Source organism: Phaeovulum sp. (assembly GCF_030684035.1).
GTDB lineage: Bacteria > Pseudomonadota > Alphaproteobacteria > Rhodobacterales > Rhodobacteraceae > UBA6213.
Genome location: NZ_JAUXPI010000057.1, coordinates 1 through 17,643, shown reverse-complemented (window position 1 = coordinate 17,643; position 17,643 = coordinate 1). Strand labels below are relative to the sequence as shown.

Sequence of the window (17,643 nt, the reverse complement as noted above, 5' to 3'; positions counted from 1 at the left end):
GTGATGAGACCGAAAGGCCGATCATGTCGTACCCCCTCCGCCCAGTCGCAGATTTTGCGGCACAAGGGCAGCGCCTTGTGACCCTTGCCTCCCCGGCCCGCCTGCCGCTGGCCGAACCGCCCGACAGGCTTCCGCAACGCGCGCGGGCCTTGACCCGCCGCTATGAGGCCTCATGGCTGACCGCGAGTGGCGAGGTGGAAAGCTCTACCCGCATCGCCCCGGCAACGGCGCTGTTTGAAGAGGCATTCTCGGCACTTGCGCGCGGATCGCTGGTAGCAACCGAGGCCGGGCCGGTCGCGGTTGAAGACCTGCAACCGGGCATGCGCGCGTTGACCGCCGAAGGCGGTAGCGAAACCATCACCTGGATCGGTTCGATGACGCTCTACCCCGGAACGACGGGCGAGGGCGAGAGCACGCTCACGCGGATCACCGCCGAGGCGTTCGGTGCCAACCGGCCGATGCCCGACCTCGTGCTCGGTCCGCGGGCGCGGCTTTTGCTGCGCGATGCGCGCTGTCGCGCGGTTGCCGGCAGCGATGCCGCCTATGTGCCCGCGCGCGCCTTTGTCGATGGGGTGAGCGTGATCGAGCTGCGCCCGGCGGTGCCGGTTGCCACCTATCACCTGGTGCTGGAGCGGCAAGCCAGCCTGCGGGTGATGGGCATGGAAGTGGAAAGCTACCACCCCGGCACCGGCATTGAAGCAATGGTAGATCCACGCATGCTGGCGCTGTTTGTGGCCTTCTTCCCGCATCTGGCGCGTCTGGCAGATTTCGGCACCCTCGCGCATCCGCGCCTGACCCGGTTCGAGGTCGAACGGCTGATCGAATAGCACGATATCGCGGGGGCCAGCCCCCGCACCCCCGGGGTATTTGGACGAAGAAGAAGCCGTGAAAGGGGTCTCAGGCGTGGCGCGAAAGCCGGGCCTCAAGCACTTCGAATGGCACACCCGGCTGATCCTTGGCGCAGCGGATGACCAGCGAGGTTTTCACCGAGGCAACATTCGCCGCCGCGGTCAGTTCCTCGGTCAGGAAGCGCTGAAAGCTTGACAGATCGGGGGCCACGCATTTCAGGATGAAATCGATCTCGCCGTTGAGCATGTGGCACTCGCGCACCAGGGGCCAGGCGCGGCAGCGCGCCTCAAAGGCCGAGAGGTCGGTTTCGGCCTGGCTCAGCAGCCGCACCATGGCAAATACGCCAACCTCAAAGCCCAGTTCACGCGGATTGACATCGGCGTGGTAGCCACGAATGTAGCCCGCTTCCTCGAGCGTGCGAACCCGGCGCAGGCAGGGCGGTGCCGATATGCCGACCCGCTTGGCAAGTTCGACATTGGTCATGCGCCCGTCGGCCTGCAACTCGGCCAAAATCTTGCGGTCGATTTCGTCGAGCCGGGAACCAGACATCTTGCGTCTCCAGAAGTTTTGCGGAAGGTATCGCTGCAGCGCTGTTTGCGCAATAATATTTCGCGTAACGCCTTGCAAGCGCAATCGGACGCGGCGGCGGCGGGGGTTCAAATGCGCGTTCTCTGCATATATATGCGAAAAAATGGATATGGAGATCATCATGGGCGCGACACGGCACAGCAAGGTTCTGATCATCGGCTCGGGGCCGGCGGGGTACACCGCCGCGGTTTACGCCGCGCGTGCCATGCTGGAGCCGCTGCTGGTGCAGGGCATGCAGCCGGGCGGGCAGCTGACGATTACCACCGAGGTCGAGAACTGGCCGGGCGAAAGCACGATCATGGGGCCCGATCTGATGGTCAAGATGGAGGCCCATGCGGCCGCGACGGGAGCCGAGATCGTTTCCGACCTGATCACCTCGCTTGATCTGCAAAAACGCCCGTTCACCGCCATCGGTGACAGCGGCACCACCTACACCGCCGATTCGGTCATCCTGGCGACCGGGGCGCAGGCGCGCTGGCTGGGGCTGGCTTCGGAAGAGAAATACAAGGGCTTCGGTGCCTCGGCCTGCGCCACCTGCGACGGCTTCTTTTATCGTGGCAAAGAGGTCGTGGTTGCGGGCGGCGGCAATTCGGCGGTGGAAGAGGCGCTTTACCTGACCAACTTTGCCAGCAAGGTCATCCTCATCCACCGCCGCGACAGTCTGCGGGCCGAAAAGATCCTGCAACACCGGCTGTTCAAGCACCCGAAAATCGAGGTGCTCTGGAATCATACGATCGAAGAAGTGCTCGGCACCGAGGCCCCGCTTGGCGTGACCGGGGTGCGGGTTCGCGATGTGCATTCGGGTGCCGAAAGCGTGGTGCCCTGCGACGGCTTCTTTGTTGCCATTGGCCATGCGCCCGCCTCGGAACTGGTCAAGGATCAGCTCGAACTGCATCACGGCGGTTATGTGAAGGTCGAGCCGGGCAGCACCCTGACCTCGATCCCCGGCGTCTTCGCGGCCGGTGACCTGACCGACCCGGTTTATCGGCAGGCGGTGACCAGTGCCGGCATGGGCTGCATGGCGGCGCTTGATGCGGAGCGGTTTCTGGCCACCGAAGAAAGCTGATCGCGGCTCGCGCGCCGGACCGGAACAGGTTCCGGCGCGCGCTGAAACCGGCGACACATCGTTCTGATCTTGGCAATTCGCGCAATGATCGCTTGAATTCCGCCACAAACGCGCGCTAAGCCCCGCGCGAGCGCGGGCACCCTGCCCGCCCGACAAGAACCGATCAGGTCAACCAGGCGAGCCCATTGCGATGTCCCTTTCCAATCTCGCTCCGATCCAGGAGCTTTATGTTTCGCACGAATCCGCATTGAAGCTGAAAACCGAGGCCGGCACGTTGCCGTCGTGGGATCTGACAGCGCGCCAGATCTGCGATCTGGAGCTGTTGATGAACGGCGGCTTCAACCCGCTGAAGGGCTTTCTGGGCCAGGCCGATTACGAAAGCGTGGTGGAAACCATGCGGCTCGCCGATGGCGCGCTCTGGCCGATTCCGGTCACGCTGGACGTGTCCGAGGCGTTTGCGGCAACGGTCGAACCGGGCCAGGACATTGCGCTGCGCGACCCCGAAGGGGTGATCCTTGCGATCCTTTCGGTCAGCGACAAATACCTGCCCAGCAAGCCGCGCGAGGCGGAAATGGTGTTCGGGGCCGATGACCTCGCGCATCCGGCGGTGAACTATCTGCACAATGTCGCGGGGCCGGTCTATCTGGGCGGGCCAATCACCGGCATCCAGCAACCGGTGCATTACGATTTCAAGGGCCGCCGCGATACGCCCAACGAGTTGCGCGCCTTCTTCCGCAAGATGGGCTGGCGCCGGGTGGTGGCGTTCCAGACCCGCAACCCGCTGCACCGCGCACATCAGGAACTGACCTTTCGTGCCGCGCGCGAGGCGCAGGCGAACCTCTTGATCCATCCGGTGGTCGGCATGACCAAGCCGGGCGATGTGGACCATTTCACCCGGGTGCGCTGCTACGAGGCGGTGCTTGACCAATATCCCTCCTCGACCACCTCGATGAGCCTTCTCAACCTTGCGATGCGCATGGCGGGGCCGCGCGAAGCGGTCTGGCACGGGCTGATCCGGCGCAACCACGGTTGCACCCATTTCATCGTCGGGCGCGACCATGCGGGCCCCGGCAAGAATTCGGCCGGGCAGGATTTCTACGGCCCCTACGATGCGCAGGTGCTGTTCAAGGAGCATGAAGCGGAAATCGGTCTCGAAATGGTCGATTTCAAACACATGGTCTATGTGCAGGAAAAGGCCCAGTATTACCCGGCGAACGAGGTCCCGGACGGCTCGACCGTGCTTGATATCTCGGGCACCGAGCTGCGCCGCCGCCTGCGCGAAGGCATTGAAATTCCCGAATGGTTCAGCTTTCCGCAAGTGGTGGCCGAGCTGCGCCGTACCTCGCCCGCGCGCGCGAAACAGGGCTTCACGGTATTCTTCACCGGGCTGTCGGGTTCCGGCAAATCGACCATCGCCAACGCGCTGATGGTCAAGCTGATGGAAATGGGCGGCCGCCCGGTAACGCTCTTGGATGGCGACGTGGTGCGCAAGCACCTTTCCTCCGAGCTTGGTTTTTCCAAGGAGCACCGCGACATCAACATCAAGCGCATCGGCTATGTGGCAAGCGAGATCACCAAGAACGGCGGCATCGCGCTTTGCGCGCCGATCGCCCCCTACACCGCCACCCGCCGCGCGGTGCGCGAAATGATCGAACAATACGGTGCCTTCGTCGAAGTGCATGTGGCAACCAGCATCGAGGAATGCGAGCGGCGCGACCGCAAAGGCCTCTACAAATTGGCGCGCGAAGGCAAGATCAAGGAATTCACCGGCATTTCAGACCCCTACGAGGCACCGAGCAAGGCCGAACTGGTGGTTGATACGGAAAATGTCGATGTCGATCATTGCGCGCACCAGGTGGTGCTGAAGCTCGAGGGCATGGGGTTGATCCGCAACTGAGGCACTTGCTGCGAAAGGAAGGGCAAATGCGGATTGCATCGTTCTGGCACTCGGGCCGTCTGCGCAACATCGAGAAACTCTGTCTGGCATCCTGGCTTGAGGCCGGGTTCGAGGTAGATCTATTCAGCTATGGCCCCGTCGAAGGCGTGCCCGAGGGCGTGGACCTGAAACCTGCGGACCAGGTGCTGCCCGAAAGCCTGCTGCAAAAGCTGCTGCCCATCCTGCACACCGAACGTCGCGGGTTCCAGCCGATGGTGAACTTCTCCGACCTGTTTCGCGTCAAGTTGCAGGAACGTGGTGCCGGTCTCTGGCTTGATTGCGACGTGCTCTTGTTTCGCCACTTCGAGGTCGATCCGGCAAAACCGTTTTTTGCCTTGGAAGATCGGCACCGCATCGGCAGCCCGGTTTTCTATCTGCCGCAAGACAATCCGATGATTGCGGACTATCTGCGGGTTCTGGAAACGCCGGATCTGATGCCGCACTGGCTGGGTTTTCGGCGCGGCGTGCTGCGCCCGACCTTCTGGCGGCTGCTTGGCCGCCCGTTTTCGCCCGCCGATCTGGGCATCACGATCTATGGGAACGACGCCTTCACGCAACTGGCGCGCAAACACGATTTGGCGCGGCACGCGCTCGGGGTGCGGCCTTTCTATGCATGGAACGGCGCGCAGACGCTGCGCTTTTACAGTGCTGACGAAACCGAACGTCTGGAAGATGATCCCTCTGTGTTCGGGTTGCACATCCACCGCAAATTGCACCCGATCCCGCGCCCGGCGGCGGCCAGCCTCTATGGCCGGATGCTTGATCGCCTGGCCCAGCGCCTGCCGCATCTCGCGTGGCTGCCCGATAGCGGCTGACCGGCCCGGATCGGCGGCAATATGCCGCGTCGCGCAGACGGTTCGGCTTTCGCCTTGTCGAGAGCCCGCACGCGGTTTAGCACGTTTCCAGATGATTCACCCAAAAGTTGCAGCTTCCATCCATGTCCGACCTGATCATTTCGCTGTCCACCATCCCGCCGCGCTTTCCCCATATCGGGCAGACGCTTGCCGATCTTCTGGCGCTCGATGCCGATATCGCCGAAATCCGGCTGAACATCCCCAAGCACTACCGCCGCTTTCCGGATGTCTCGGCAGAAACGCTTTCGGGCATTCCCAAAGGCGTGCGCGTGGTCCGGGTCGAGGAAGATCTTGGCCCGGCCACGAAGATCCTGCCCACCGTCGCCGAACTGCGCGGGCAGGATGTGGAGATCCTGTATTGCGACGACGACCAGCATTATGACCGGCCCTGGGCCCGGCGTTTCCTGAAGGCGCGGGCAGAACAACCAGATGCCTGCATCGTCGAACGGGGATACGACTTTGAAACGCGCCCCAAGGGCAGCGAATATTACATCGAGCGGCAGTGGTTTCCGCGCGCCAAACGCAGACACAAGGGGCTGGCCTACCGGGCATGGCGCGCCGCAACGCTTTGCCGCAAGAAACTGCCGGTTTACACCGAAAGCGGCTATGTCGATGTCGCCGAGGGCTTTCGCGGGGTGATGATCCGGCCTGGGTTCATTCCTGATGCGGCCTTTGACATCCCCGATATTCTCTGGACCGTCGATGACCCGTGGCTTTCGGGGCACATGACGCGCATTGGCGTGCCGATCTGGCTTTTTGCCGATGCGCCGCATGACCGGCTTCCCTACGAGGCGCACAATCACCATCGGCTTGGCACCTATGTCTACAAGGACCACGGGCGGCTTGCCGCCGACACCCGCTGCATCGAATATTTCCGCACCACCTACGGCATCTGGCAAGATCGCAAAGCCGGGCAGCGCCAGCCCGAAACTGCTGGCTACCCGGACCGCGCCGCCTGAGCCGCGCAGTTTAGCCACGGCGGCGCAGGCGCGGCTAGTGCACGTGCACCGGGGTGCGGTCGTGCTGGCGGGCAAGCGCGAAAGCCAGCTTGCAATCGGCCACCAGTGCCAGCCTCTCGCCGTCTGCACCATGCACCGCGTATAGCGTATCAAGCCCCGCCGCTTGCAGGCGGATCTCGTCGGGCAAATCAGCCACGGCAACCGCGCGCACATAAACGATGCGGTTTTCGGGTTCCGAGCCAAAATCGAATTTCGTGTTCATCGCTTGCCCCCCTTGGTTCCGGTGATCGGAATCGAGCGCACCACCGGCTCGGGAACGGCGCGGCGCAGATCGATGTGCAACAGGCCGTTTTCCAGCACCGCCGCCGCGACCTCGACGCCCTCTGCCAGCAGGAAACTGCGCTGGAACGCCCGCGCCGCAATGCCGCGGTGCAGGAACACCCGGTCATGTTCGTCGTCACCCTGCTGGCCACGGATCACCAGTTGCCGATCCTCAAGCGAAATCGCCAGATCCGGCTCGGCAAAGCCAGCTACCGCCAGCGTGATACGAAAGCTGTCGGGCGAGGATTGTTCGATGTTGTAAGGCGGGTAGCCATCGCCGCCGGTCTTGGCGGTGCGCTCCACCAGCCTCTCGAACTGATCGAAGCCAAGCAGGAATGGATGCGCGGCAAAGCTGAGTTTCGTCATCGGGCAGGCCCTTCTCAAAGCGACATGCGGGGTTTGCGGGCCCCTTGCGGCGACCCATGCGAAATATGGGCAGCCTTTCCCTTCTCTGCAAGACGCGGCATCGGTGCCGAACTGACTGGTTCACGCAATCGCCCCCGCGCGCTATAGTGGGGCACTCCCGGCCCCGCGACTCGGGTGGATCGGCCAACTCCAGAAAACGACGGGCAGACCTGATGACCGCACAGAACGCGATGAACCCCGAAGAGGTCATGCGGATAGAGCTTGGGGTGCTCAGACGCGAGCACCGCGACCTTGACGAAGCGATTGCCGCACTTGGCGATACGATGCGCGCCGATCAGCTGACGCTGCGGCGGCTGAAAAAGCAGAAGCTGGCACTGAAGGACCAGATCGCGCGGCTGGAAGACCGGCTGACCCCCGACATCATCGCCTGAGCCGCCCCCCACGGCTTGCGCGGGGCAACCCCGCAGCTATAGTGCGCGGCGGCAGCAGGCGGGGGCGGCAATGGGCGTGGCAGTGGGAATTATCATGGGCAGCCAGTCCGACTGGCCGACCCTGCGCGAGGCGGCGACGCTGCTTGACGAGCTTGGCGTGCCTTACGAGACGCGCATCGTCTCCGCCCACCGCACTCCGGACAGGCTTTGGGAATACGGGCAGGGCGCGGTCGGGCGCGGGCTCAAGGTGATCATCGCGGGCGCGGGCGGGGCGGCGCATCTGCCCGGCATGATGGCCTCGAAAACCCGGTTGCCGGTGATCGGCGTGCCGGTGCAAAGCAAGGCCCTTTCGGGGCTCGACAGCCTCTATTCGATCGTGCAGATGCCGCGCGGCTATCCGGTGGCGACGATGGCGATAGGGGCCGCCGGGGCGGCGAATGCGGCGCTGATGGCCGCGGCGATACTGGCGCTTGGGGATGCCACGCTGGCGGCGCGGCTTGAAGCGTGGCGGGCGGCGCTTTCGGCTTCGGTGCCCGAGGCACCGACGAATGACTGAGATGCTGGCACCGGGCGGGTGCATCGGCATTCTTGGCGGCGGCCAGTTGGGGCGGATGCTGGCGGTCGCGGCATCGCGGCTTGGGCTGCGCGCGCATATCTTCGAGCCGGGCGCGAACCCGCCTGCGGGCCATGTTGCCGAACGGGTGACCCGCGCCGGTTATGGCGATGCCGCGAAGCTGCGCGAATTTGCCGCCTCGGTCGATGTCATCACCTACGAGTTCGAGAATATCCCGACGGCGGCGCTGGATCTGCTCGAAAGCCTGCGCCCGATCCGGCCGTCACGACGGGCGCTTGCAGTCAGCCAGGACCGGGTCGCGGAAAAGACCTTTCTCAACTCCATCGGACTTGAAACCGCCCCCTGGGCCGAAGTGACCGACGCGGCGTGCCTGAAGGCGGCGCTGGCGCGGGTCGGGGTGCCTGCGGTGCTCAAGACCAGCCGGCTCGGCTATGACGGCAAGGGGCAGGCGCGGATCAATGCGCCCGCCGATGCGGCCGCGGCGCTGGCGGCGATGCAGGGGGCGGGCGCGGTGCTGGAGCGGTTCATCGGTTTCAGCCGCGAGGTTTCGGTGATCGCCGCGCGCGGGCTGAGCGGCGAGATCGCCGCCTACGATCCCGGCGAGAACCTGCACCGGGGCGGGATTCTTCATACCACCACCGTGCCCGCCCGGCTGACCGCAGCGGAACGGGCTGACGCGGTGTTGATCGCGGCGCGGATTTTGAACGCGCTTGATTATGTGGGCGTGCTGGGGGTGGAATTGTTCGTCACCCCGGCCGGGCTGCTGGTCAACGAAATCGCGCCACGGGTGCATAATTCGGGGCATTGGACGCAGGCTGGCTGCGCGGTCGATCAGTTCGAGCAGCATATCCGCGCGGTGGCGGGCTGGCCGCTTGGCGATGGCAGCCGCTACGCGGATGTGGAGATGACCAACCTGATCGGCGACGATGTGGCGCAGGTGCCCGCGCTCGCCCGCGAGGCGGGATGCTCGATCCATCTTTACGGCAAGGCCGAGGCCCGGCCGGGGCGCAAGATGGGGCATGTGAACCGGGTCCCGAAGCGCGGATGAGGCGGCGGCATAACACGCGTGTTATGCGCGCTAACCCGTTCTTTTGAAACGCTTCCTGAAATTCCGTTAACCGGTTGGAAAGGAATTCTGCGCGCCGGTTGCGCCGCCTCCGGGGGGACACCCGGAACGGGGTCTGGCTGCAATCGCCATACTCTGGCCGCGGACCCCGAGGGATGAACACCCCGCAACAGGGTGCCCGCTTGCGCTTTGACGTCGAGAGCCAATCGTCGCCCGCATGATGGCGGGGCAGCGGGCGGCAGAGGTCGCCGCCCTTGCCGTCTTGGTTCGCTGGGTGGGCAAGTGCCAGGCGCGGTTCTGCGCTGGCGGCACGATGGCTTGACCGGGTCAACTGGCCGCAGCCACACGCTGCCCGCGATGGCATGCCCCGCTCGCAGGGGTCAACGCGCTGACGCGAGCTTACCGCCAGCGTTCGACATCCCGAACAAGCTGCCCGGCACTCCGCGCGGGCCGTTGATGGCCTTGCGGGGATGGCCGAAGTGCCGAGCGGCGCGAGCGCCCGACCGGGGGGGCGAGCACCGCGTCGCCATCATCGCACGGTTTCGACGAGGGGGCGGGCCGAGCCCATGCCGACCGGGGGAGGCGGCACCCGCCGCTGCCCCCAGGCGGGCGAGCGCCGAAGCACCCAGCCCCTGCCCCCCGGGGGGGGGGGGAAGCGCGCCGCGTCGCCCTCATCGCGCCGTTTCGACGAGGGGGCGGGCCGAGCCCACACCGACCGGGGAAGCGGCACCCGCCGCTGCCCCCGGGGGGGCGAGCGCCGAAGCCCCCTGCCGCTGCCCATGGGGAGGGGGAAGCGCGCCGCGTCGCCATCATCGCACGGTTTCGACGAAGGGGCGGGCCGAACCCACACCGACCGGGGGAGGCGGCACCCGCCGCTGCCCCCAGGGGGGCGAGCGCCGAAGCACCCGGCCCCTGCCCCCCGGGGGGGGGGAAGGGGAAGCGCGCCGTGGGCCGCCAATGTTCGGCACCCCACGGCAGGTGTCCGGCATCCGCGCGGGCGGTTCGCGGCCTTGCGGGGAGGGCCGAAGTGCCGAGCTGCGCGAGCGCCCGGGAGGGGCGTTCTCCACGTCTGGCCGAGGGCACGCCCGCCCCATGACAGACCGGATCACCGATGCGGAACCCGCTTGCCGGGCGTCGAATCCTAGAGCCGGGGCGGCGGCAGGCCGAGTTGCGCGGCCAAAGCGGCGAGCCGGGCGGCGCGGCCATTGCCCCAGTCCGCCGCGCGGGCGGCAAAAAGCGTTGCCTGACTCTGGTGGATCAGCGCACCATCCAGAATCTTGAGGTGGTTGGCGCGCAAAGTCTCGCCCGACGAGGTGATATCGGCCACCGCCTCGGCGGTCAGGTTCTTGACCGTGCCTTCGGTGGCACCCTGGCTATCGACAAGCTGGTAATCGGCCACGCCCTGCTCGCGCAGGAATTCGCGCACCAGGCGGTGGTATTTGGTGGCGATGCGCAGCCGAAAGCCGTGCCGAGCGCGAAATGCGGCGGCGACCGCATCGAGATCGTCGAGGCTTTCCACATCGGCCCAGGCGGCGGGCACGGCGATGATCAGGTCGGCATGGCCAAAGCCCATCGGTGCCAGCGCCAGAACCTCGGTTTCCCAATCGGCCAGCCGCTCGCGCACGAGGTCCGATCCGGTGACGCCAAGGTGAATGCGGCCCGCCGCCAGTTCGCGCGGGATCTCGCCCGCCGAAAGCAGCACCAGTTCCACCCCGTCGGCACCATCGACGGCACCGGCATATTCGCGTGCATTGCCGTTGCGGCTGAGCGCCACGCCGCGTTCGGCGAACCAGGCGAAGGTATCTTCCATCAGGCGGCCCTTCGAGGGCACACCGAGCTTGAGGCTCATGGCTGGCCCTCCAGATCGGCAACAAGGCCGGGGCGGATTACCCCGCCCACGGCGGGGATCGAGCGGCCAGCGCCCAGCACCGAGGTCAGCGCATCGTAGCGCCCGCCAGAGGCGACGGGCGGCAGGTCGGGGCGGGCGGCGGTGAAGGAAAACACGAAGCCGTCGTAATATTCCATGGTGCCGAGGCCGTGGCTGGCCTGATAGGTGACGCGCGCCAGATCGACGCCGCGCGCGGCAAGCGCCGCAAGGCGGCGGTCAAGGCGGGCAACCGCAGGGGCGATGGCGGGGATTTCGGCGCAAAGCGCGGTGAGGTCTGCCAGCGCCTGCGGTGCCGGGGCGCTGACCGCGAACAGCCGCGCGAGGCCGGCCACCTCGGCGGCGGCAAGCGGCGGTGCTGCGGCATCTTCGCGCAAGGCGGCAATCCGGGCGGCCATGTCGGCGGCGCTGCGCAGGCCCACCCAATGCGCGCGCGGCACCGCCCCCGCCAGGAGCGCCGCGCGGCTGGTGCTGGGGGTGGGCGGAGCCGCATAGCGCGCAAGGAGCGCCTGAAAACGGGCGGGACGCCAGATCGTGCGCAAAAGTGCTGCACGGCGGGCGGGAAGCGTGTCGAGCCCGCGCACCGCATCCATCAACAGGCCGATATCGCCGATGGCCGCATGAAGTTGCACAGCGGCCAGCAGCCGCGAGAACAGCGCGAAAACCTCGGCGTCGGCGGCCTCGGGGTCGGCGCGGTCAAAGGCCTCGTAGCCTGCCTGAAAATATTCGGGGGCGCGGGCGCTGCGGTGTTCCTGCGCCCGAAACACCTCGCCAAGGTAGCAATAGCGCGCCGGGTCGGCCCCGTGGGCCATATGCGCCTGCACCACCGGCACGGTAAAATCTGGCCGCAGCATCAATTCGCCGCGCAAGGGGTCGGCGGTGACATAGGCGCGGGCGCGGATATCTTCGCCGTAAAGATCAAGCAGCGCCTCGGCGGGTTGCAGGATATCGGCCTCGACCTCAACCGCGCCCGCCGCCCGGAAGGCGGCAAGGAGGCGGGTGCCGGTGGCGCGGGCGGCGGCCTTGGTGGCCATCAGCCGCGCCCCAGCATGGCGAGGACGGCGGCGACGAGGTTTTCGCGCGGCACCTCGGTTTGCGCGGGCTGGGCCTTCCATTCCGCAAGGCTCGCTTCGGCGGCAATGCGCGCACCAAGGGCGAGGTCTTTCAAAATGACTACCCCACGCGCCGCCTCATCCCCGCCCTGGATCACGGCGATGGGCGAGGCGCGTTTGTCGGCGTATTTCAACTGGTTGCCGAATTGTTTCGGGTTGCCGAGATAGACCTCGGCGCGAATTCCGGCGCGGCGCAATTCACCCGCCATGCCGAGGTAATCGGCCATCCGGTCGCGGTCCATCACCGTCACGATGACCGGGCCTTGGGCGCTGCCCCCGGCGCGGCCCTTTTCGCGCAGCGCGGCAAGCAGGCGGTCAACGCCGATGGAGACCCCGGTGGCGGGCACCTTTTGGCCGGTGAAGCGTTCGACGAGGCCATCGTAGCGCCCGCCGCCAGCGACCGAGCCGAACTGCCGCTTGCGTCCCTTTTCGTCGAGAATTTCAAAGGTCAGTTCGGCTTCGAACACCGGGCCGGTGTAGTAGCCAAGGCCGCGGACGACCGAGGGGTCGATGATGATGCGGTCGGGGCCGTAGCCCTGGGCGGCGAGGAGGGCGGCGATGGATTCGAGTTCGGCCACGCCTTCGAGGCCAACTACCGAGCCACTCACAAGCTCTCGAAGGTATTTCGTGGTGACCGATGCTCTATAGAATGCTGCTTCGGGATCGGTTGCGGTGGGTTTTCCCGTTTCTTCCTCAAACGAGTACATGGCTCTCGTGAGACGGCTGTACGGTGCGCCTTGCTCTATCGCTTCGCTAGCAATGCCTCCCAGAAGAGTCTCAACGGCCCGGTTCGCTCCCACGAACCTCGTTATTACTTCGGCCTGCGCCTCGCTCAGCCCAGCCCCCTTGGTGAAATCGCCGCTCTCATCCTTCCGCCCCACCCCCAGCAGCGCGCGCACGCCGGGCTCGCCGAACTTGTCGAACTTGTCGATGGCGCGCAGCACGATGCCGCGTTCGTCCTCGTAGGCGTCGGGGTTGGCGGGGTCGAGGATGCCTGCGACCTCCATCACCCCGTTCAGCACCTTGCGGTTGTTCATCCGCACCACATAATCGCCGCGCGGAATGCCCACGGCTTCCAGCGCATCGGCGAGCATGGCGCAGATTTCTGCATCGGCCGCCACCGACGCGGCGCCCACGGTATCGGCGTCGCATTGGTAGAACTGCCGATAGCGCCCCGGCCCCGGCTTTTCGTTGCGCCAGACCGGGCCCATGGCGTAGCGGCGGTAGGGCGAGGGCAGGTCGTTGCGGTATTGTGCGGCGACGCGGGCGAGGGGTGCGGTGAGGTCATAGCGCAGGGCCAGCCAGTCGCCTGCCTTGCTGGCAGCTTCCTCATCTTCCTGCCAGGCGAAAACCCCGGCATTGGGGCGATCCACATCGGGCAGGAACTTGCCCAAAGCCTCGACGGTTTCCACGGCGGCGGTTTCCAGCGGGTCGAAGCCGTAGCGGTGATAGACCTCGGCGATGGCATCGAGCATGGCCTTGCGCTCGGTCACATCGGCACCGAAATAGTCGCGGAACCCTTTTGGGGTTTCGGCGCGCGGGCGGCGGGTGGGCTTGTCCTTGGCCATTAGGGCACTCTCGCGTAAGGTTTGGCTCGGGTAAGGTCTGGCGCGCGCAGGGTTGGCGCGCGCAAGCTTTCGCGCGGTCATAGCGAAAGGCCGCAGGGCGGGCAAGCAGCGTAGGGGAAGCCGATGCAGCGGATCGACAAGGCGGAAGAAGAAATCGCGCATCTGGCGCGCATGGTCGAAGACCTCTCAGATGTGGTGGCGCGGCAAGAGGCGGCGCTGAACCGGCTGGAACGGCGCATCGGCCTGCTGATCGAGCGCGAAGCCGAACGCGAGGCGGAAGCGGGGGGCAGCGTGACGCTGACCGACCAGCGCCCGCCGCATTGGTGAGCGCGATGTGGCGCGGGCGCTGGTGGGGGCGGGTGGCGCTGCTGATGACCGCGGTGCAGGCGGCGGCGTTTTGCGCATTGGCGCTTTGGCCGCATGTGGATGACCCGCAGGCGGCGCGGGCGGTGGCAGCGCTGCGCAGCGAAATCTGGGCAAATTCCGGTCTGGCGCTTCTGGCGCTGATGGCGATGCCGCTGCTGGCGGTGCTGGTGTTCACGCTGGCCGGGCTGACAGCACGGCTGCTTGCGGCGCTGGCGCTGGCGGCAGTGGCGGCGCTGATCTGGCTTATGTCGGGCGAGTTTGGCGCGCTCATCGCGCTGCGCGAGGCACCGATGGAACTGGCGCGCGGGCTGGTGGCGGCGCGGGTGCAGACGGCGGCGCTTGCCGTGCTGGCGCTGGCGGCGCTGATCGCGGCGCGGCGGGCCTCGGCGCTGGCGTGACGACGGCTTGCGCCCGCCCCGAGGCGGTGCGAGGGTTTGCGCAGACCCGCTCACTACGGCGCACCGATGGCTTTCCTGCTCCGCATGCCCAAGGGCACGCATCTTCCCACGCTCGCCCTGACGCTGGCGCTTGGCACCGGCGGCGGCTTTGTGGCCCGCGCGTTGCACCTGCCGCTGCCGATGCTGCTAGGCTCGCTTCTGGCGGTGGCGGCGGCGGCATTGGCCGGGCTGAAGCCGTTTGGCAGGTTGCCGCAGTTTCCACCTGACTTGCGGCTGTTGTTCGTGCCGATCATCGGGGTGGCGATTGGCGGCAATTTCACCCCGCAGATCGTTGCCGAGGCGCGGCTTTGGTGGCCATCGCTGGTGGCGCTTTGCCTTTACATTCCGGTTGCGCATCTTCTGGGCTACCGCGCCCTTCGCGCCACCGGCAAGCTTGACCCGATCACCACGTTTTTCGGCACCGCCCCCGGTGGTCTGGTGGAAACCGTGATGATGGGCGAAGAGATGGGGGCCGATGTCGCCATGCTGACCATGCTGCAATTCCTGCGGCTGATCCTGACGATCATCGTGGTGCCGCTTGGCTTTACCATTGCCACCGGCCATGCGGTTGGCTCGGCGGGCGGCGCTTCGCTGGTGGTGACGCATGTGCTGAGTCTGGCCGACTGGGGCTGGATATTGGGCGCGGCGGCGCTGGGGCTGGCGCTGGGGCGCGCCTCGCGGCTGCCTGCTGGGGTGATTACCGGGCCAATTCTGGTTTCTGCCGCGATGCATCTTTCGGGCCTGAGCGATGCCAGCCCGCCCTTGTGGTCGATCATGGCCACGCAGATTGTCATCGGCACCTCGCTTGGGGTGCGATTTGCCGGAATGCCGCTTGCCTATTTCGGGCTGGCGCTGCGGCTGGCGGCGGTAAACGTGACCATTTTCATCGCGTTGGCGGCAGTTTTCGCGGTGGCGCTGGCGGATTTCGTGCACGAGCCGGTGGCGGCGGTGTTTCTGGCCTTCGCGCCGGGCGGGCTTACCGAAATGGCGCTGATCGCGCTGAGTTTGCAAATGAGCGTGATCTATGTGACCGCGCATCATGTGCTGCGCATCGTGCTGGCGGTGGCGCTGGCGCGGGGGTTTGCGGCGCGGGTGCGGCAGTAAACGCAACCCCGCGGGCGCGATCCCGCGGGGCCTTCGAATGGCGTCGGGCAGGTTCAGCCTTCGGACTTGCCAAGCTTCAGGAAGGCGAGGCCGAGCATTACCACCGCGACCCCGAGCATGAGCCAGATCGTACCGTCTGGCACATAGAAGGTGGAGTATACTTCCCATCCGGCCAGGCGCAGCCATTCGGCAACCTCGGTGTAGCTGCCGTGCAAATGCCCGCCAAGCGTGCCGGTGATGCCCACCAGGATCACCCCGATCAGCGCCATGAGGCCCATGATCCAGCGCGACGCACCCTGCCAGATGCGATCGCCCTGCAGGAACCGCGTCACCGCGAGCAGCGTGAAGAAGGCAAGCGACCAACTGGCCATCATCATGTGGTTGCGCCCCATCGGGGTAGAGGAAATCGTCTCCCACGGCCAGATGCTGATGCCGAGCGACCAGGCAACAGCGCCTGCCAGAACGCCCAGCACGAGGAACACCTTGAGGGCGCGGTCCATGGCCTGCCCGAGTGGGCCATCGGTGGCGACGCGAATGAAGATCGCGAGCGACGAGACCATCCAGAGCGCGATCGGAAAGTGAATTGCAACAGTGTGGTAGGCACCCATGATCAGACCTCCTTTCGTTGCGCGAGCACAAGGTTGAGCGCCACCCCGAAGGCCGCGATCAGCGCCAGCCCCGCGAACAGCGTTTTAAGCCATTGCGGCCTGATTTCCGATTTGAACTCGACCTCGATTCCGTATTGGGTAAGCTGCTCCGGGCTGTGGCGATATTTTACCGGAACGCCTTTCGCGATGTATTCGGCCCCGGCGTGCGAGGCACTGTTAAGCATTGGCCATGTTACCTGACCTGGATAGAATAGCGTGATCTCGGTCCAGGTATTACCCCAGGTAGGGGTTTCGCCCGCAAATTTGGTGGCGATGATTTCGGCATCGCGGCCGAGACCCAATGTCTGCGGCAGCGATACATAATGCCAGCGCAGCCCGGTGGCATTGCGGTGAATTGCAAAGGCGGTGGTATAGCTGCCGAGGTCGCGCAGGGCCTTGTCATCGGCGGAGTTGCCGGTGTCGAGCACGCGCGTCAATGTCACATCCCAAAAGCCAGCGGCCCAGCGGCCCTGTCCGAGCACGCCGATATCGCCGCGCGAGCCGGTGCCGGGTTTGAGAATACGCCGGGGCAACACGTCGCCGTTTTTCCAGCCCGCATCGGGGTCATAGGGCAGCACTTGCCCCTCGATCAGCGCATAGACCTGGTCTTGCGAGACCCGGCCTGCGACCACATCATCCCAGTTCAGCGCCTTGTAACCCGCGACCACGGGGTCGAACATCACGCGGGGTTGACCGAGCGCATTGTCGAAATTGGTCGAATAGGAGGCAGTTCCGGCATCGCCATCGCGCCCGGTGCTGATATTCTGGTCATCTGCCTGCCCGATGGGGTTCGAGCGGCCGCCGCGCCAGTGCCAGAGGTCGAGAAAATAACCCGCGTCGCGCAATGTCGCCAGCGTGCCGTCGGGGGCCATGTCATCCCACTGGCCAAGCTGGTTGCGCGTTGCCGGAAGGTATTTGGTGACCACTTCGGGGGCCTCGTCGGTCAGCCCCTCAAGCCCGGCACCAATGGTGATATATCCACCGTAGCGCGAAAACTCGGGCACGCTGCCATCATCAAGCATCATTGCCACGCGGTCTTCGTGCAGGCCGTTCGGCTCGGAGCCTGGCACCGCATTGCCCTCGGTGACCCACTTGCCATCCTCATACCGCATCACATCGTGAAAGATGCCGGGGCGGGCCGCGGGCCAGCGATAGCGAAAGAACATGGTGGTGTCATTGTAGGCGGCCTGCACCTGAAATGGCACCGTCAGCTGATCGGGAATCGAGATGTTGCGCGCCGGATCATTGCGCACGATTCCGGTACCATGCGTGACCCAGACCACGATCAGAGTGCCGGCAAACAAGGCGGCGGCCCCGATGATTTTGACTTGTTGCATTGACGTCCTCCCACGATATATTGCATTGCAGCATTATAGGAACGTCTGATTAACGGCTTCGGCTTCGCCGAGATGGCCGTCTGAGCGTCGCTGGGGCACCTTTTTCGGGCAAATGGCATCGATTTTGCGGTTTCGGAGCCGCATCCGCGGCGGCGCGCCCGCTTTCGGGCAGACTGG

At 65.8% G+C, this 17,643-nt stretch carries 19 protein-coding genes; 11 read left to right on the top strand and 8 right to left on the bottom strand.

All coding sequences use genetic code 11. The features are described from left to right. Positions 1-77 precede the first annotated feature (77 nt). Complete coding sequence (locus Q8J98_RS12745) at positions 78-827, top strand: Hint domain-containing protein (protein ID WP_305294687.1); 750 nt, start codon at positions 78-80, stop codon at positions 825-827. Positions 828-897: 70 nt separating this feature from the next. Here the strand turns inward: Q8J98_RS12745 and Q8J98_RS12740 are convergent, their stop codons facing one another. Beyond that, positions 898-1,398: an Lrp/AsnC family transcriptional regulator gene (locus Q8J98_RS12740; RefSeq protein WP_305183791.1), complete on the bottom strand. Its 501-nt coding sequence runs from the start codon at positions 1,396-1,398 to the stop codon at positions 898-900. 160 nt (positions 1,399-1,558) lie between these two features. Here Q8J98_RS12740 and trxB point away from each other — a divergent pair, with 160 nt between their 5' ends. The 4 genes from trxB (at position 1,559) to Q8J98_RS12720 (ending at position 6,252) form a co-directional block, all read left to right on the top strand. After that, entirely contained in the window at positions 1,559-2,503 is a 945-nt protein-coding gene (gene trxB, locus Q8J98_RS12735) for a thioredoxin-disulfide reductase (protein WP_305294724.1), read from the top strand. A gap of 190 nt (positions 2,504-2,693) precedes the next feature. After that, on the top strand, positions 2,694-4,400 hold the full coding sequence (locus Q8J98_RS12730) for a bifunctional sulfate adenylyltransferase/adenylylsulfate kinase (protein ID WP_305294686.1): 1,707 nt from the start codon (positions 2,694-2,696) through the stop codon (positions 4,398-4,400). Positions 4,401-4,426: 26 nt separating this feature from the next. After that, positions 4,427-5,254: a hypothetical protein gene (locus Q8J98_RS12725; protein ID WP_305294685.1), complete on the top strand. Its 828-nt coding sequence runs from the start codon at positions 4,427-4,429 to the stop codon at positions 5,252-5,254. A 122-nt stretch (positions 5,255-5,376) separates the two neighbouring features. Then, the gene (locus Q8J98_RS12720; protein WP_305294684.1) at positions 5,377-6,252 is read left to right on the top strand and encodes a glycosyltransferase family 2 protein; all 876 of its coding nucleotides are present in this window, start codon (positions 5,377-5,379) and stop codon (positions 6,250-6,252) included. Between the two features lie 34 nt (positions 6,253-6,286). Here the strand turns inward: Q8J98_RS12720 and Q8J98_RS12715 are convergent, their stop codons facing one another. Further along, on the bottom strand, positions 6,287-6,514 hold the full coding sequence (locus tag Q8J98_RS12715; RefSeq protein WP_305294683.1) for a DUF1150 family protein: 228 nt from the start codon (positions 6,512-6,514) through the stop codon (positions 6,287-6,289). Beyond that, positions 6,511-6,939 carry an Hsp20 family protein gene (locus Q8J98_RS12710; RefSeq protein ID WP_305294682.1) on the bottom strand — a complete coding sequence of 143 codons (429 nt, stop codon included), beginning with the start codon at positions 6,937-6,939 and terminating at the stop codon, positions 6,511-6,513. Before Q8J98_RS12710 ends, Q8J98_RS12715 begins: the two co-directional genes overlap by 4 nt. Before the next feature lie 212 nt (positions 6,940-7,151). On the opposite strand from Q8J98_RS12710, the gene Q8J98_RS12705 reads away from it, so the two are divergent. From Q8J98_RS12705 to Q8J98_RS12695, 3 genes are all read left to right on the top strand, one after another. Then, positions 7,152-7,370: a YdcH family protein gene (locus tag Q8J98_RS12705; RefSeq protein ID WP_305183785.1), complete on the top strand. Its 219-nt coding sequence runs from the start codon at positions 7,152-7,154 to the stop codon at positions 7,368-7,370. A gap of 70 nt (positions 7,371-7,440) precedes the next feature. Then, complete coding sequence (gene purE / locus Q8J98_RS12700; protein WP_305183784.1) at positions 7,441-7,926, top strand: 5-(carboxyamino)imidazole ribonucleotide mutase; 486 nt, start codon at positions 7,441-7,443, stop codon at positions 7,924-7,926. Then, complete coding sequence (locus Q8J98_RS12695) at positions 7,919-8,992, top strand: 5-(carboxyamino)imidazole ribonucleotide synthase (RefSeq protein WP_305294681.1); 1,074 nt, start codon at positions 7,919-7,921, stop codon at positions 8,990-8,992. Before purE ends, Q8J98_RS12695 begins: the two co-directional genes overlap by 8 nt. A 1,159-nt stretch (positions 8,993-10,151) precedes the next feature. Here the strand turns inward: Q8J98_RS12695 and hisG are convergent. The 3 genes from hisG to hisS are packed head-to-tail and all read right to left on the bottom strand — an operon-like array spanning position 10,152 to position 13,575. After that, the gene (hisG, locus tag Q8J98_RS12690) at positions 10,152-10,859 is read right to left on the bottom strand and encodes an ATP phosphoribosyltransferase (protein ID WP_305294680.1); all 708 of its coding nucleotides are present in this window, start codon (positions 10,857-10,859) and stop codon (positions 10,152-10,154) included. Then, complete coding sequence (locus tag Q8J98_RS12685) at positions 10,856-11,929, bottom strand: ATP phosphoribosyltransferase regulatory subunit (RefSeq protein ID WP_305294679.1); 1,074 nt, start codon at positions 11,927-11,929, stop codon at positions 10,856-10,858. Before Q8J98_RS12685 ends, hisG begins: the two co-directional genes overlap by 4 nt. Continuing rightward, positions 11,929-13,575 carry a histidine--tRNA ligase gene (gene hisS / locus Q8J98_RS12680; RefSeq protein ID WP_305294678.1) on the bottom strand — a complete coding sequence of 549 codons (1,647 nt, stop codon included), beginning with the start codon at positions 13,573-13,575 and terminating at the stop codon, positions 11,929-11,931. The genes Q8J98_RS12685 and hisS overlap by 1 nt, the downstream gene beginning before the upstream one ends. Positions 13,576-13,698: 123 nt before the next feature. Here hisS and Q8J98_RS12675 point away from each other — a divergent pair, with 123 nt between their 5' ends. The 3 genes from Q8J98_RS12675 to Q8J98_RS12665 all read left to right on the top strand — a co-directional run bounded on the left by Q8J98_RS12675 (position 13,699) and on the right by Q8J98_RS12665 (position 15,482). After that, on the top strand, positions 13,699-13,902 hold the full coding sequence (locus tag Q8J98_RS12675; protein ID WP_305294676.1) for a SlyX family protein: 204 nt from the start codon (positions 13,699-13,701) through the stop codon (positions 13,900-13,902). 5 nt (positions 13,903-13,907) lie between these two features. After that, the gene (locus tag Q8J98_RS12670; protein WP_305294675.1) at positions 13,908-14,339 is read left to right on the top strand and encodes a hypothetical protein; all 432 of its coding nucleotides are present in this window, start codon (positions 13,908-13,910) and stop codon (positions 14,337-14,339) included. Positions 14,340-14,405: 66 nt separating this feature from the next. Next, the gene (locus Q8J98_RS12665) at positions 14,406-15,482 is read left to right on the top strand and encodes an AbrB family transcriptional regulator (RefSeq protein ID WP_305294674.1); all 1,077 of its coding nucleotides are present in this window, start codon (positions 14,406-14,408) and stop codon (positions 15,480-15,482) included. 53 nt (positions 15,483-15,535) lie between these two features. Here Q8J98_RS12665 and Q8J98_RS12660 read toward each other — a convergent pair whose 3' ends face one another. Both Q8J98_RS12660 and Q8J98_RS12655 read right to left on the bottom strand, forming a co-directional pair. After that, on the bottom strand, positions 15,536-16,090 hold the full coding sequence (locus Q8J98_RS12660; protein ID WP_305294673.1) for a hypothetical protein: 555 nt from the start codon (positions 16,088-16,090) through the stop codon (positions 15,536-15,538). 2 nt (positions 16,091-16,092) lie between these two features. Continuing rightward, positions 16,093-17,466 (bottom strand): ethylbenzene dehydrogenase-related protein, encoded by a 1,374-nt coding sequence (locus tag Q8J98_RS12655; RefSeq protein WP_305294672.1) that lies wholly within the window; start codon positions 17,464-17,466, stop codon positions 16,093-16,095. Positions 17,467-17,643 lie beyond the last annotated feature (177 nt).

Coding starts and splice junctions, on each gene's coding strand:
- Q8J98_RS12740 (WP_305183791.1), bottom strand. CDS start 1,398: ATGTCTGGTTCCCGGCTCGACGAAATCGACCGCAAGATTTTGGCCGAG.
- trxB (WP_305294724.1), top strand. CDS start 1,559: ATGGGCGCGACACGGCACAGCAAGGTTCTGATCATCGGCTCGGGGCCG.
- Q8J98_RS12730 (WP_305294686.1), top strand. CDS start 2,694: ATGTCCCTTTCCAATCTCGCTCCGATCCAGGAGCTTTATGTTTCGCAC.
- Q8J98_RS12725 (WP_305294685.1), top strand. CDS start 4,427: ATGCGGATTGCATCGTTCTGGCACTCGGGCCGTCTGCGCAACATCGAG.
- Q8J98_RS12720 (WP_305294684.1), top strand. CDS start 5,377: ATGTCCGACCTGATCATTTCGCTGTCCACCATCCCGCCGCGCTTTCCC.
- Q8J98_RS12715 (WP_305294683.1), bottom strand. CDS start 6,514: ATGAACACGAAATTCGATTTTGGCTCGGAACCCGAAAACCGCATCGTT.
- Q8J98_RS12710 (WP_305294682.1), bottom strand. CDS start 6,939: ATGACGAAACTCAGCTTTGCCGCGCATCCATTCCTGCTTGGCTTCGAT.
- Q8J98_RS12705 (WP_305183785.1), top strand. CDS start 7,152: ATGACCGCACAGAACGCGATGAACCCCGAAGAGGTCATGCGGATAGAG.
- purE (WP_305183784.1), top strand. CDS start 7,441: ATGGGCGTGGCAGTGGGAATTATCATGGGCAGCCAGTCCGACTGGCCG.
- Q8J98_RS12695 (WP_305294681.1), top strand. CDS start 7,919: ATGACTGAGATGCTGGCACCGGGCGGGTGCATCGGCATTCTTGGCGGC.
- hisG (WP_305294680.1), bottom strand. CDS start 10,859: ATGAGCCTCAAGCTCGGTGTGCCCTCGAAGGGCCGCCTGATGGAAGAT.
- Q8J98_RS12685 (WP_305294679.1), bottom strand. CDS start 11,929: ATGGCCACCAAGGCCGCCGCCCGCGCCACCGGCACCCGCCTCCTTGCC.
- hisS (WP_305294678.1), bottom strand. CDS start 13,575: ATGGCCAAGGACAAGCCCACCCGCCGCCCGCGCGCCGAAACCCCAAAA.
- Q8J98_RS12675 (WP_305294676.1), top strand. CDS start 13,699: ATGCAGCGGATCGACAAGGCGGAAGAAGAAATCGCGCATCTGGCGCGC.
- Q8J98_RS12670 (WP_305294675.1), top strand. CDS start 13,908: ATGTGGCGCGGGCGCTGGTGGGGGCGGGTGGCGCTGCTGATGACCGCG.
- Q8J98_RS12665 (WP_305294674.1), top strand. CDS start 14,406: ATGGCTTTCCTGCTCCGCATGCCCAAGGGCACGCATCTTCCCACGCTC.
- Q8J98_RS12660 (WP_305294673.1), bottom strand. CDS start 16,090: ATGGGTGCCTACCACACTGTTGCAATTCACTTTCCGATCGCGCTCTGG.
- Q8J98_RS12655 (WP_305294672.1), bottom strand. CDS start 17,466: ATGCAACAAGTCAAAATCATCGGGGCCGCCGCCTTGTTTGCCGGCACT.